We start from the raw sequence: 12,940 nt of genomic DNA, 5'->3' as shown, positions 1-12,940 counted from the left end.
GGATGCTGGTCAGCGTCTACGTCCCGCTCGCCGTCACGGTAGTGCTCGCTGTCGTCGGGCCGCGGCTCGCGCGCCTGCTGCCCCCGCGCCCTGCTGCTTGGGCCCTGGCCTGTGCCGCGCTCGTGACGGCGATCGGCTGGGCGGGGGCACTCGCTCTCCTGGCCTTCACCGGCCTGGCCCAGGTGCCGCAGGTCGCCGCCGAGGGCCGCTGGTCCGTCGCCGCGCTGCGCGCCGAGGATCCCGTGTACCGCGTTGTCGCGGCCGCGAGTGCGCTGGTGTTGGCTGTCGGCGTCCTCTCGCTGGTCGTCGCCGCCGTACGGCAGGTCCGTCATCTCATGCGGGCGCGACTGGAATGTGCCCACCTTCCCGGGGATACGGAGCTGGCGGTGGTGGACGACGAGGCACCGCTGGCCTTTGCCCTGCCCGGCACGCCGGGACGCATCGTGGTCTCCCGGGGAATGCTGCGCTGTCTCGGCGACGGCGAGCGCGAGGCCCTGCTCGCGCACGAGCGGGCGCATCTGCGTGGCCGTCACCACCTGTTCCAGAGCGTGTGGCGGCTTACCGCGGCCTTGAACCCGCTGCTGCGGCCCGTGGCCGTCGCCGGCGGTTTCGTCCTCGAACGCTGGGCCGACGAGGAGGCCGCCGAGCGTGTCGGCGACCGCAAGGTGGTCGCTCACGCCGTTGGGCGCGCGGCTCTGGCATCGGCCGGGATGTCACGATCCCGCGCCCTGGCCGTCACCGGCGGGGCGGTGCCGCAGCGGGTGCGGGCTCTGCTGGCCCCGCCTCCCGCACGCCGGAGCCTCCCCCTTGTGGCGGGCGGCCTGCTGCTGGCGGTGTGCTGTGCCAGTTTGGCCAACGCCGCTTCCGACAGCGATCACATGGTGGACAGCGCGAAGTGGGCACAGTGTGCGGTGCACGCGGGCACTGCCGACGCGCCGTTGAAGCATCGGTACGCACCCGGCTCCTGTTCTGGCGGTCACGAGCGTCAGGAGAGCAGGGAGCACAGGCCGTAACCGGTGGCGGGAGCCGCGCTCACGCGGTCGCATGCGCGGGCCTCTCCCGGTCACCTGGACGGACCGGGGAGCTGCAAGGTGAAGGCGGCCGGGCCGTGGCTGGTCAGGGAGAGCCGGCCGCCGAGGGAGACAGCCCGGTCCCGGCCGAGATCGGCGCCCGCGACCGCATCCAGGCCGTGATCTTCGCCTACGACCACGGCCTGGCCCGGCTCCATGCCGGGAGTACCGATGGAGACTTCCCGGTGTGACGCGGGATGCCCCGGTGACACGCGTTCCCCGTCACCAGATGTCCTGGCCGTCTCACGCCGGCCACCCGGTGCGACGGCGCAGTGGCGGGGCCGCCAGCGACGCGATGTGCGTTCGCGACCGAGCGCGAGGGCGCGGTCCTGGTTCTACGCCCTCGACAGGACTTGAGCGGTCGGACCACTGTCCGTGACGCGGCCGGAGTCGAGGAGATGGACGGTGTCGGTGTAGCGGGTGACGAGGTCGTGCTCATGGGAGACCACGACGAGGGTGGTGCGGTGCCGCTCGCGCAGGGCGGTCAGCAGGTCCATGATGCCGGTCGCGGTGTCGGCGTCGAGGGCCGAGGTGACTTCGTCGCAGAGCAGGATGTCGGGGTCGGCGGCCAGGGCACGGGCGATGGAGACGCGCTGGCGCTGTCCGCCGGACAGTTCGCCTGGGTAGCGGTGGGCGTGGTCGGCCGGGAGTTCGACCTGGGCGAGGAGTTCGGCGATGCGATCCGGAAGCGCGCTCTTGGGCAGAGCTGTGTGCAGGCGCAGGGGACGGGCCAGCTGATGTCCGACGGTACGCCTCGGTCCCCCGGGCCGAGGACTGTTCGAGAGCCCTGACGCCGCAGGCGGCGGCCTCCATGGTGTCGGCCGCCGCCTGGCGGAAGGGATTCCCGTTTCGCCTGCGTGGAGAGTGGCGTGGTGTCAGTGGGTCGCGCTGCCCGCGACCCACTCGCTCCACGGCATGTTCCAGTCGCCGAGGCCGTTGTCCGGGGCCAGCATGGTCTTGTCCTCGGAGTTCTTGACGATCACGACGTCCCCGATCATCGAGTTGTCGAAGAACCACGCGGCGGGCTGCGTGCCGTCGCCGCCGCCCTTGACGTCCTTCAGGCCCACGCAGCCGTGGCTGGTGTTGACGTTGCCGAAGACCGAGTCGGCACCCCAGTAGTTGCCGTGGATGAACGTGCCCGAGTCGGTCAGGCGCATGGCGTGCGGTACGGCCTTGATGTCGTAGGCGGGCTTGCCGTCCTTCTCCAAGAGGCCGACGGTCGTACCGTTCATATGGATCTGCCTGAACTTCTCGGAGATGACCATCTGGCCGTTGTACGTCGGGTGCTCGGGGCTGCCGGACGAGATCGGGATGGTCTTGATCGTCTTGCCGTCCCGTACGACGGTCATCTGCTTCGTCCTGGCATCGACGGTGTCGATCTGGCTCCGGCCGATCTTGAACGTGACCGTCTTCCGGATGCCGTGACGGGTGAGCTCGACGGTGACGGTGGAGCCGGGCTTCCAGTAGTTCTCGGGGCGGAAGTCCAGGCGGTTGTCGTTGAACCAGTGACCGACGACCTGCTGGCCGCTGCTGGAGCTGACCCGGATCTGCGACTCCACGGCGGCCTTGTCGCTGATCGCCTTGGCGAAGTTGACCGTCACCGGCATGCCCACGCCGACGGTGGAGCCGTCCTCGGGGGAGAGGTGCCCGATGAAGTCGTTGGCCGGGGAGACCGTGGTGATCGTGGCGTTCCCGCTGGCGGAGCGGTCCTTGGCGTCCGTGGCCTCTGCGGCGATCTGATACTTGGTGGCCCGTTCCAGCCAGCCGTTCGGCTTCCAGGAGGTGCCGTCCGCGGACAGGGTGCCCGGGATCTCGGCACCGGTCGCGACGGCGGTCATGGTCACCTTGGTGAGCTTGCCGTTGCTGACGGTGACATTGACCGGGCCGTTGGTCGCGACGTTGTAGGCACCTTGCCCGGGCGTGATCTTTATTTGGGCGTCGGAAGCGTCCTGGGCGCCCGCCTGATTTACCTGCGTCTGCGATTTCGGGTGGTTCCCCGCATCGTTTTCGCTGGTGACAGCGTTGCTGGTACCGCCGAGGGCCGTGACTGCGAGTACGCCGCCGAGTACGCCGGCCGTAGCCACCAGCCCGGTATATCGTTTACGTGGCGTGATCAAACGCTTCTCCCGTGTCACTGGACATTGCGTGCTTACGAGCTGATTGCCGGAGGAGTGCAACTAGCTCTGGAATCACTTATAGGCATGCATCTGTCCAGAAATGGGCAAATTGTGGCGAAGGCCACGCATTGTCGAGCGGGTCGCCGAGACCTTGCTCGACGGTCCCGTGGCGCGTCCGCCGGCCGGTGGCAGCCCTCGAAGGGCCCGTTCTGGCATGAGGCGCCCCTGTCTAGCCTGCTTGGAGCTCAGCCCGCATGAGTTCCCTGAACTGCTCGACAAGCCGCTGCATCGTGTCCAGGTCGTCGGCTTCTGTGGCCACCCGCCACGCCTCAGCGAACTGGCGAGCCTCATTACTGCCGAACGCGTGCAGGGCGTTGAGGGCCTCCATGCTCATCTCGATGCGTTTGGTCTTCGTCCAGTACTGCTCGACTTCTCGGAGCTTCTCGGTCTTGCCGGCCCGTTCGTACCTCAGGCGGCGCACATCGAGGACGGCTACGCGGAGTGCTTCGAAGTAGGCATCGCGCCGCTCCTTGCGTAGGTAAGTGTGCTGCTCGGCTTCTCGTGACTGGGCGACCATGCGCTCTGCGTGTGCTCTCCCCTGCGCTCCTGCGAGCCACGTGAAGGCAACTCCTAGGGCTCCTGAGACGCCGGTGACCACAGGGGGGATCCACTCCGATGCCATGCACTCATCCTGCCCGCCTGAGTCGGAACCCAAGACGATCCAATTCGCAGCCTGCGGGCCACCACATGGACCGTTTCGTCACGAAGCAACTTGGGTGGCGGCTGCGCCTTCGGGTGGCGTGCTTCTCATCTGTGCTGACGGACCGCAGGTGTTCCCGGTCGTCCGCCGTTGTCCGTCGACGATGTCACGCGGTTGGACACTCGCCGGGTTGAGCCGCTCGTCGGAGCCACTCACTACATGAGCGCCAGACCTCGCGGGCCGATCCGCGACCGTAGGCGGTACACGGAAATTGGCCCGCCGTTCATCTTGTCCCACGTTTGGACAGGCGTCCTGGGGCAGGCGCGCAGCGATTCCACACCAGCTCGTCCGCGCAAGGGAGTGCCTGTTCGCATGACAGCCGCACAAAACGCACCCCAACCACCCCGCCGATTCGACGACGTTCCCGGGTGGTTCCCCGTACTGGACCAGACGCTCTTCGATTGGCTCCTGGCCGGCCAGGAGTCCGCAGGGATACGGGGCGATCTGCTGGAAGTCGGGGTGTACATGGGGAAGAGCGCGATCTTCCTCGGCAGCCACCTCCGGGACGGTGAGCGGTACACGGTGTGCGACCTCTTCGAGGGCGACGCACCGGACGACGCCAACCGGGCGGAGTCGACGAAGTCGTACAGCGCGCTCAGCCGACGGGCGTTCGAGGAGAACTACCTCTCCTTCCACGGCGAGCTGCCCCGTGTCTTGCAGGGCCCCAGCTCCCTGGTGCCGGAAGAGGTCGAGTCACGCTCCTGTCGGTTCGTCCACATCGACGCCTCGCACCTGTACGAGCACGTGTACGCCGACATAGGCGCGGCGCACGACCTGCTGCTGCATGGCGGAGTCGTCGTCTTGGACGACTTCCGTTCGGAGCACACGCCCGGCGTCTCCGTGGCCGTCTGGGAGGCAGTGCTCAACAGAGGCCTGCGCCCGATCTGTCTGAGCACACAGAAGCTGTACGGCACCTGGGGCGACCCCGGCCCGGTGCAGGAGGAGCTGCTGGCGATGGCACGCGGACGCGAGGACTGCCACCTCAGCGTCCAGAAGGCGGCCGGACACCGCATCATCCGGCTCAAGTCCAAGGGCATGCGGGCGCCGTCCGTCCCGCTCTCCCGGCACGCCGCAGAGCCCGAGCCCGTCGCGGAACAGACGGCCGTCCGGCCTTCCACACCCGCCACCCCGGGCCGCAGTCTCACCCGCCGCATCGCGGCCGACCTGCTGCCGCCCGTCCTCACCCGCGCGATCCGCAGCTCCCGCGCGGCCAAGCGCTCGGCGCGGAGCTGACCCATGGCGGTCGGCGGGTACCCGCCGACCGCCATGGCACGGCCCGCGGCAGGCCGGGCAGGCGGCCTGGCAGTGCCGCAAGTCACCGGTGGACTCAGGCACGCGTCATGCCTGTCCACCCCGTACGTCAGAGGTCTGGCCCCGGCGGTTGCGCCGCCTTGCGCAGCTCGTCGAACCCGAGCAGCATCGCGTCGACGGCCAAGGCGAAGCGCTCCTCGTCGTCCACGCCTGCCCGGTCGCGTGCGGCCTTGGTGATGAGCGGATATCGCTCGGTCGCCAGCTGGGCCAGCCAGTCCGTGCCGCCCGCTTCGTGCGCGTCGACAGCAAGCTGTGCCTCCATGACGGCGTGCCCGATCGTGAACACCGTCACCGCGTTCAGGGCGTGCAACGCACGGCCGAGGGGAAAGCCGTTGTCCGTCAGCATGCGCAGGCACGCCTCGATGTCGTCGAGTGTCGCCTGGGTGACCGCTGGGCGAGAGGCGGCGAGGGGGAGGACGGCCGGGTGCCGCAGCAGGCCCTCGCGCAGCGCCTTCGCGTACTCACGCAGTGCCTTGCGCCAGTCGGCGGACTCGTCCATCGCCGGTGCGGCAGCTCTGAACACCTGCTCGATCAGTCCGTCGAGCAAGGCGTCCTTGTTCGGGACGTAGTGGTAGAGCGTCATCGCCTCGACGCCCAGCTGCTCGCCGAGCGAACGCATCGTCAGGGCCTTGAGCCCCCTGCGGTCGATCAGATCCAGTGCCGCGTCAAGGATTCGCTGCCGGCTCAGCCCCACGCGCTCGCCAGGGCCTCGCCGTGCGCCCGGCTTCTCGGCCGTCATACGCCGCCCCACCTCTCCCTTCCCGAGCGTTGACTTTCTTACAAGGTAAGGCAAGAATCGACGCAAGCGATACTTACGTTGTAAGAATTTGGGTCCGTCTCCCCGACATCAGAGGAGCTTGAGATGCTCTCCGCCACCACCCTCGACAACAAGCAGGTCGTCCTCGGCTTCATCGCCGCCCTCAACGACCGGACGAGCCAGGACTGGGTGCAATACCTCGCGCCGGACGTGGTCGACCACAACAAGATCATTTTCGGTGAGGAGGAAGTGCCGGGCGCTGTGATCGAGGGCTTCCGGCAACAGCTCGCCGCGTTCAGCACCGAGCACCCGGACGATGGCTTTCACGTGGAGCAGCTCATCGCCGAGGGCGACGATGTCGTAGTACGGCTTCGGGTGCGTGGTGCCCACACCGGATATCACCCCCGGATGCCCGAGCCGACCGGCCGACGCTGTGACGTCGAACAGATCTGGATCTTCACGGTACGCGCGGGCCGGGTTGCCGAGATCCGTGCCGTGAGCGACCGTCTCGGCATGTTCCTCCAGCTCGGCTGGGACTGGCCGAGCGAGGACTGAAGCAGCGGACTGGGCAGGTGCGCGCCGCACCTGTCGTCGGGACGGAGCTCGCACTCGCGTGAGATACGGCGCCCCTCGGTAACTGCTGTCGATCCCCGTTCGCCGCGCTTGCCCTGGCCCACCGGGGCAGCGTCGAGTCGGAGGTGCTCGGCCGTGCGTCGGGTGATGCCGACGCTTTCGACGGTGTGGATGTCGTAGACCGACGCGGCGTCGTTCTCGCCGTACGGTTCGCTGATCAAATCGACGCCGGTGACGATGCCCAGGAGCCCTTCGAGGCCGTCGAGATGGCCGTCCGGGCTGTGAGAAGTGATGAACGGACTGCGGAAGACAAAGCAGCCAGGGATCAGTGCGGCGGCGGCGAGGACGTCACCGCCGAACCGGGTGCCGTAGTGGGCCCTGACGACGTCCCGAACGGACATGCCGGCCGTCATGTGAAGCTCCCTTCGGTGGGTTCGGGAAGCCGGCTGGTCTGACCGGTCGTTGCTCAAATAGTTCGTCCTCGCTGAAGCCCTGGAAGACGGCGGCCATGGCGCGCTGGGTGGGCTTGCGGAATGCCTCCAGCCAATGGTCGGCAGTGTCACGGAACGCCACGACTTCAGACATCAAAGCGCCCCATGCCTACGGGAATTGAAGGCACATCGGGCGGGACGGTCGAGTTGGGTGTGGGCACACCTTGGGTGTCCGATCCCATCGACGAGGCGGGACGCCAGTCCTGGGCTGTCGTACTGAATCCACGGGGCAGGTCAGGGCCCTGGGCGGGTGAGGGGCGGGTCGCCGGCCCACCGTGCGATCGGCGGGTGCCGACATCCCACTGGAGGTAACCCGCGCCCTGCACACAGTTGTTGAGGAGGGGGCGGGGGAGTGGTGCCGTAGGTCATGCGGGCCCGTCGCGTCATGCCCTCCCGCCTTGAGGCCCGCTCCGAGGTGCGGCAGCGGTTCGACGGCCGGCTGCACGCCAGGCTGTCGCGGTCCGTGTGGAACTCGGGGGCTGTCACAGCTGGTTCTTCGATCGCCAGGGCGTCAACCGTCGGTCCTGTCCGGGTGCCGGCACCGCCTGCCGGCGGGCCACCCGCCGGTCCGGTCCGGAGGTGTTCCTGCTGACTCAGGGGTTAATCGATTGAAGTGAACATACGGTCGTCCGTACTCTTTGGTGGGGCTCGGGACCGCTGAGCCAGTGCGCCTTGCCGCGAAAGGGATGCCTCACATGTCGAATGCCAGCCGCACACTGAAGGCGGCGCCCAGCGCGCAGCCAGGTCCAGGAGAAGCGGTGCCTTGGGCCGCGCTGTCGACCGTCATGATCGGTATGTTCATGGCGATCCTGGACTCGTACATCGTCGTCGTGGCCGGCCCAGCCATCCAGACCGATCTCAAGGCGACCGCGAGCCAGCTCCAATGGGTCCTCGCCGGGTATCAGTTGAGCTACGCGGTCTTCATGATCACTGGCGGCCGGCTCGCGGACCTGTACGGGCGCAAGCGCGTCTTCATCATCGGAACGGCGGTCTTCACGCTCTCGTCCATCGCCTGCGCCATGGCAGGCGATCCGAGCGTGCTCATCGGTGCCCGTATCGTCCAGGGTCTCGGCGCGGCTCTGATGGTTCCGCAGGTCTTCGCCGTCATCACGCTGACGGTCTCCGAGCGGAACCGGCATCGTGTCTTCGGCGTGCTCGGGGTCGTCCTCGGCATGGCATCGGTCAGCGGTCAGCTGGTCGGTGGCCTCCTGATCGGCGCGAATCTCTTCGGCTCCGACTGGCGCTCGGTGTTCTGGGTGAACGTCCCCATCGGTATCGCCACGATCCTGCTGGCCCTCAAGTGCGTACCGGAGTCGCGGGCCGAGCAGACCCGCAAGCTCGACGTGCCCGGCGTTCTGGCCCTCAGCGCGGCCCTGCTGCTGCTCACCTATCCCCTCATCCAGGGGCGGGACGCGGGCTGGCCCTGGTGGACGTGGGCGTGCTTCGCGGGCAGCGCGGTGGCGTTCGCGCTCTTCGTCGCGCTGGAGCGAGCGGTCGACCGGCGCGGGGGTGAGCCGCTGATCAAGCTGTCACTCTTCGCGCAGCGCTCGTTCTCGCTCGGCATCGTCCTCGTCCTCGCCGTGTACGCGCTTCTGACCTCGTACTACCTGTCGCTGTCCGTCTCGATGCAGGACGGGCTGGGCATGTCGGCCCTTGATTCCGGACTGGTCTACACGCCGGCGGCGGTGACCTTCTTCGTCTGCAGCCTGATCGCCGGACGGATCGTCCCGAAGTACGGCCGCCGTGTACTGGAGGTCGGTGCGGTCGTCCTCGCGGTCGGCTATCTGACGACCGCCGTGGTCCTGCTGTCCGGACCGCGTCTGACGCCCCTGCTCATCGTCCCGACCCTGATGCTGCAGAGCGTGGGGGGCGGGTTGCTGATCACTCCGCTGCTCAATACGGTCCTGGCGCGGATCGATCCGCAGTCCGCGGGCATGGCCTCGGGCTCGCTGTCCACCGCCCAGCAGGTCGGCGCCGCGCTGGGCGTGGCGGTCGTCGGAGCGGTGTTCTTCCACTCCTTTCAGACAGGCGCGGCCTCGGGTGACAAGGCGCACGCGGCGGGACACGCCTTCGCGCTGACGTCCCTGACGACCTTCGCCATCGCGGCGCTCGCGGCCCTGCTGGTGTTCCTCCTGCCGAAGACGCCGCAGACGAAGGCCTGACTACGTGCAACAGGTGCCGGTGCCTTGGGGCAGCGAGTCCCGGGAGGCGCCGGCACCTCTTGTGCCGCACGGCCCAGTGCCAGGAGGGTAGGTTCAGGCCGCTTTCAGGAGATTCTCCACGGTGCGGCGAACCTTGGCGACGACGTCTTCGTCTCCCAGGCGCAGAGCCGTGTTGGCCGCGCAGAGCACGGAATCGATCTGAAAGACCGCGAGATCGATGTCGAGTTCCGCGATCTCATGGGATCCGACAGCGTTTCGCAATTCCTTCGCGATGGTGTCGAGCCATTCCTTCTGGTTGTGAAGGAGGGCGTCGCGGATCGTTCCCGGCTTGCTGTCGAAACGGGCGATGTTCGCGACGCGGAAGCAGCCGCCTTCGAACAGCGGGGTTTTGGCGTACTCGATCCAGTGCTCGATCAGAGAGCGCAGCCGGTCGACTCCGGGAGCCGCTTCCCTCGCCGGGCGGACGACCGCGTCGATGAACATTTCGCGCGCATAATCGATGGTCGCGAGCTGGAGTACTTCCTTGGACCTGAAGAGGGTCTGGATGCCCGCCTTGCTCATGCCCGTATCGGTCGCGAGACGGCCGAAGCTCACGTCGTCCAGCCCGTCGAGGGAGGCGATGTCGACGGCGCGCCGCAGTGCGGTCTCACGCGCTCGTGCCCCTTTGAGCAGGCGCTTGTCAGTGATCGACACCGTGTCTGCCCGCGTGACCAACATTCGCGCCCCAGTGTCCATACGGTCGATCGTACCTCTTGTCGGCCCTGAGAATCAGAGTGCTTGGACCGTTGCGCATCGAGGTGGATGACTCGGAGGTGGAGTTGTCCGGAGCCGAGCTCGGGGCTCGACCAGTGCGGTCCTTCACCACATCACGTCAACCTTCCCCCTCGTCCTGCCGCACCGGCGTTCAGAGCGTGCGGCGAGCCAGGGTGGCGGCCAGTGCCTTGACCATCTCGCTCGCCATGACGGCCTGGCCCTGCGTGGAGAAGTGGATGTGGTCCGCACTCAGCAGGTTCTCCCGGGAGTTGACGGGGTGATCCCACATGTCGACGACGACGGCGTCATACTCGTCGGCAAGGGCGCGTGTGAGGTCGTTCAGGGTGAGCACACGCTCCGTCCAGTCGGAGAAGACCGGCACGACGTAGGAGCGCCCCAGGGTGAACGTCGTGAGCTGCGCACCCGTCTCAGCCGCCAGATCGTACATCTTGCGCATGTTCTGCTCGATCTCCCCGAAATCCGGTGAGCGGTGCAGGAGGTCGTTGGCGCCGCACGGGATGTGCAGCAGGTCCGGGGCGAAGTCCCGCATCTTGTCCATCTGGTGGTCGAGGGTGTCAACCGTCGTGGCACCGATGATCGCTGTGTTCAGGTAGGCCAGATCAGGCCTCACCTGCCGCAGGATGTGCGCGAATCGATCGGACCAGCCCTGGTCCCCGTAGCCGACGCTCTTGTCTCCCGTCCCTGCGGAGAGGCTGTCCCCGATCACGGCGTAGCGCTGCCAGGGGGCATCGAACAGCATTGCCGCAGCATCGACTGTGGCCAGGCAGAACGGGTCGGTCTCCTCGGTGAAGGATGTCGAAGTCATTATCAAAGAATGCGGTCGGCCGTATGTAAAGTCAACATCGACGCGGCCTGACGCATGCGAGATGACGAGGTGTCAGGGCTCCTGGTGCCATGACGGCATGAGAAGTGCAGAGGGGCCGATCCCGACCGGCTGGGCCGCATCCCGTCTGCCGAGAAGTTCCGCCGCCTGGTGCTCCATGTGTTCTGCCGCCGGCTGAGCTTCGGGGAGCCGTCTGCGAAGAGCTGCCCGGCCGCCCATTTGGTCAGGAGCACCACATCCGCGTCGCGTCCGTAGCCCGCCGCAGGGTGCGGGCAGCCACGCGGGAGATCGCGGCCCTGCGCAGGCGTCCGATCTGTCCTTCGCTCTGGGCCAGGTCGGTCCCGTGGGCCCAGTCGGCCGGCCTGGCCTCGGCTCGGTCGGCGCAGGCGGTCACGCAGCCGTGCGGGCCGGTTTCATCCAGCTGCTACGCGTACGGCGAGGCGGCGGTACGGTCGCGGAACCAGAGGTTCGCGCGAGGGGGCGAGGATGCTGGATCAAGTCACTGGCAGCAGGCGCGCGGTGGACCGCCGAGCTCAGAGCCCGGTGACTTTGGCGCTCGCCGACAGCTCGTAGACCAGGGTGACCGTGCGGCGGCCACCGGGCGGGAGGGCGACGTCCCAGCGGGCGATGCCTTCGGCGTCGACCACGTCGGGCGCCGGGGAACAGGCTTCTTCACGCAGCCGGACATGCACCGCCGAGACCTCCGAGACCGGGATCCGTTCCCGGAGGACGACCACCCGTTCGCCCTGCGCACCGGGGGGAGAGAACCGGGACAGGTGCAGCCGGACCGTGCGGGTGACCACGGTCCGCTGGGTGATTCCGGCAGTGCCGTGGGACTCCTCGGTCTCCCTGACCACCCGGTGGTCGTCCGAGCTGCCGAAGGCCAGCTCCACGGGTGCGCCGGGGGCGGTGAAGGCCAGCGTGCCGCGGCCGCTGAATCCGCTGTCGCGGACCAGGTCCACGGGCCCGGCGAGCAACGCGTGGCCGGACAGGTTGTCGAACCGCACCACCTGGGTGACCAGCGGAGACAGCTCGGGTGAGCAGGCGTACTCGCTGCCGGCGGCCGTGGTGAAGACGGAGAGCGGCACCCGGTGGGCGCGACCGTCGGCGGGCACGGAGACCGGCGCGTGGGAGTGCAGCACCCGCGCCTCGCCACCGTCGTCCACCCCCGGCAGGCCGAGCACCGGGGACGGGCCGAGGTCCCCGATCTCCTCCTCGCGCAGCTCCACGTCGACCGTGCGGCGCTCCGCGGCGGAGCGGTCCTCGAGCGTCAGCCGGTCCTCGACCAGCCGCGGTGGATCGGTGGCCAGCGCCGACCGCGCCGTGGACAGCGTCAGCCGTACGTCCGACCAGTCCTCGCCGGTGCGCTGCCAGACCATCGCGTCGGTCTCCAGCGTCAGGGAGTCCCCGTCGAGCACGGCCCGGTAGGCGGGCCGCCACAGAGCACACGGGGTGAGGTGGCTCAGACGCAACCCGACCGGCGCGGCGACTGCGGACTCCACGGTCAGCTCGATATGACCGACCAGTTCGGCGGACTCCTCCTCGGAGAGGTCCATGGCCCGCTGGGCTTCCCCGAGTTCGACGGCGAGGGCGGCCAGCCGGGCCTCCACAGCGCGGAGTTGCTCGCCGTACGAGTCGCGCTCGTGGTCCATCCGGTCCAGTTCGCGGGCCCAGCGCGGCCCTTCGATCTCCCCGTGGCCGGCGCCTTCGCCGATCTCCCGCAGCAGATCGGTGGTGAGGCGGCCGAGCAGGTCAAGGCGGGCATGCAGCCGATCGCGTCGTTGTCCCAAGGCGATCCGCTCCTCTTCGAGGGCGTGCACGCGGTGGCGCAGGGCGGAGTCGTGGTCCGCGGACGGCAGCGGCCCGCGCGGTGTCCAGTCGCGGACGATCCGCACGTCGAGCACGGTCGCCGGGTGATCGGCGATCAGCTCGGCATGGAGGGTACGGTCGACGGCCAGGGCGCTGACCGGCCCGAGACGCAGCCGCTGGACCCCGGCGGCAAGGTCGAGCACGGTGGCGCGCTCGATGTGGGCGCGATCCTCCAGGCAGGTGACGGCGGTGACGGGGAGGGCGATCGGCTCAGGGGCCTTGGACATGGGTGA

13 protein-coding genes and 1 pseudogene are annotated in these 12,940 nt (G+C 68.4%); 6 read left to right on the top strand and 8 right to left on the bottom strand.

Annotated features, from left to right (window positions below):
- The first annotated feature begins 2 nt into the window (after nt 1–2).
- Both AVL59_RS29305 and AVL59_RS52675 read left to right on the top strand, forming a co-directional pair.
- The gene (locus tag AVL59_RS29305; RefSeq protein WP_067310324.1) at nt 3–1,013 is read left to right on the top strand and encodes a M56 family metallopeptidase; all 1,011 of its coding nucleotides are present in this window, start codon (nt 3–5) and stop codon (nt 1,011–1,013) included.
- Between the two features lie 95 nt (nt 1,014–1,108).
- Nucleotides 1,109–1,261, top strand: coding sequence for a hypothetical protein (locus tag AVL59_RS52675; protein ID WP_159400121.1), 153 nt, complete (start codon nt 1,109–1,111; stop codon nt 1,259–1,261).
- A gap of 144 nt (nt 1,262–1,405) precedes the next feature.
- On the opposite strand, the gene AVL59_RS55100 is transcribed toward AVL59_RS52675, so the two are convergent.
- From AVL59_RS55100 to AVL59_RS29290, 4 genes and pseudogenes are all read right to left on the bottom strand, one after another.
- Nucleotides 1,406–1,567 carry a hypothetical protein gene (locus tag AVL59_RS55100; protein ID WP_237281715.1) on the bottom strand — a complete coding sequence of 54 codons (162 nt, stop codon included), beginning with the start codon at nt 1,565–1,567 and terminating at the stop codon, nt 1,406–1,408.
- Nucleotides 1,568–1,609: 42 nt separating this feature from the next.
- A pseudogene (locus tag AVL59_RS55740) lies at nt 1,610–1,747 on the bottom strand (ATP-binding cassette domain-containing protein); the annotation flags it as partial.
- A 198-nt stretch (nt 1,748–1,945) separates the two neighbouring features.
- Entirely contained in the window at nt 1,946–3,157 is a 1,212-nt protein-coding gene (locus tag AVL59_RS29295; protein ID WP_237281934.1) for a L,D-transpeptidase, read from the bottom strand.
- A gap of 259 nt (nt 3,158–3,416) precedes the next feature.
- Nucleotides 3,417–3,869, bottom strand: a complete 453-nt coding sequence (locus tag AVL59_RS29290) for a hypothetical protein (RefSeq protein ID WP_159400120.1) — start codon at nt 3,867–3,869, stop codon at nt 3,417–3,419.
- Nucleotides 3,870–4,259: 390 nt separating this feature from the next.
- Between AVL59_RS29290 and AVL59_RS29285 the strand changes: the two genes are divergently transcribed.
- On the top strand, nt 4,260–5,180 hold the full coding sequence (locus AVL59_RS29285; protein WP_067310312.1) for a class I SAM-dependent methyltransferase: 921 nt from the start codon (nt 4,260–4,262) through the stop codon (nt 5,178–5,180).
- A gap of 127 nt (nt 5,181–5,307) precedes the next feature.
- Here the strand turns inward: AVL59_RS29285 and AVL59_RS29280 are convergent, their stop codons facing one another.
- Nucleotides 5,308–5,997 carry a TetR/AcrR family transcriptional regulator C-terminal domain-containing protein gene (locus tag AVL59_RS29280; protein WP_067310309.1) on the bottom strand — a complete coding sequence of 230 codons (690 nt, stop codon included), beginning with the start codon at nt 5,995–5,997 and terminating at the stop codon, nt 5,308–5,310.
- Between the two features lie 123 nt (nt 5,998–6,120).
- On the opposite strand from AVL59_RS29280, the gene AVL59_RS29275 reads away from it, so the two are divergent.
- From AVL59_RS29275 to AVL59_RS29265, 3 genes are all read left to right on the top strand, one after another.
- Complete coding sequence (locus tag AVL59_RS29275; RefSeq protein ID WP_067310306.1) at nt 6,121–6,570, top strand: ester cyclase; 450 nt, start codon at nt 6,121–6,123, stop codon at nt 6,568–6,570.
- A 143-nt stretch (nt 6,571–6,713) separates the two neighbouring features.
- Nucleotides 6,714–7,043, top strand: a complete 330-nt coding sequence (locus AVL59_RS29270; RefSeq protein WP_067310304.1) for a hypothetical protein — start codon at nt 6,714–6,716, stop codon at nt 7,041–7,043.
- A gap of 794 nt (nt 7,044–7,837) precedes the next feature.
- Entirely contained in the window at nt 7,838–9,241 is a 1,404-nt protein-coding gene (locus tag AVL59_RS29265; RefSeq protein ID WP_237281714.1) for an MFS transporter, read from the top strand.
- 93 nt (nt 9,242–9,334) lie between these two features.
- Here the strand turns inward: AVL59_RS29265 and AVL59_RS29260 are convergent, their stop codons facing one another.
- From AVL59_RS29260 to AVL59_RS29250, 3 genes are all read right to left on the bottom strand, one after another.
- Complete coding sequence (locus AVL59_RS29260) at nt 9,335–9,976, bottom strand: TetR/AcrR family transcriptional regulator (RefSeq protein WP_067310298.1); 642 nt, start codon at nt 9,974–9,976, stop codon at nt 9,335–9,337.
- 169 nt (nt 9,977–10,145) lie between these two features.
- Complete coding sequence (locus AVL59_RS29255; protein ID WP_067310295.1) at nt 10,146–10,820, bottom strand: SGNH/GDSL hydrolase family protein; 675 nt, start codon at nt 10,818–10,820, stop codon at nt 10,146–10,148.
- Nucleotides 10,821–11,371: 551 nt separating this feature from the next.
- Nucleotides 11,372–12,934 (bottom strand): DUF4139 domain-containing protein, encoded by a 1,563-nt coding sequence (locus AVL59_RS29250; protein ID WP_067310292.1) that lies wholly within the window; start codon nt 12,932–12,934, stop codon nt 11,372–11,374.
- Between the last annotated feature and the right edge of the window lie 6 nt (nt 12,935–12,940).

Origin of the sequence: Streptomyces griseochromogenes, from assembly GCF_001542625.1 — a bacterium.
In the GTDB taxonomy this organism is placed as follows: Bacteria; Actinomycetota; Actinomycetes; order Streptomycetales; family Streptomycetaceae; genus Streptomyces; species Streptomyces griseochromogenes.
This window is presented reverse-complemented; position numbering and strand designations above follow the sequence as displayed.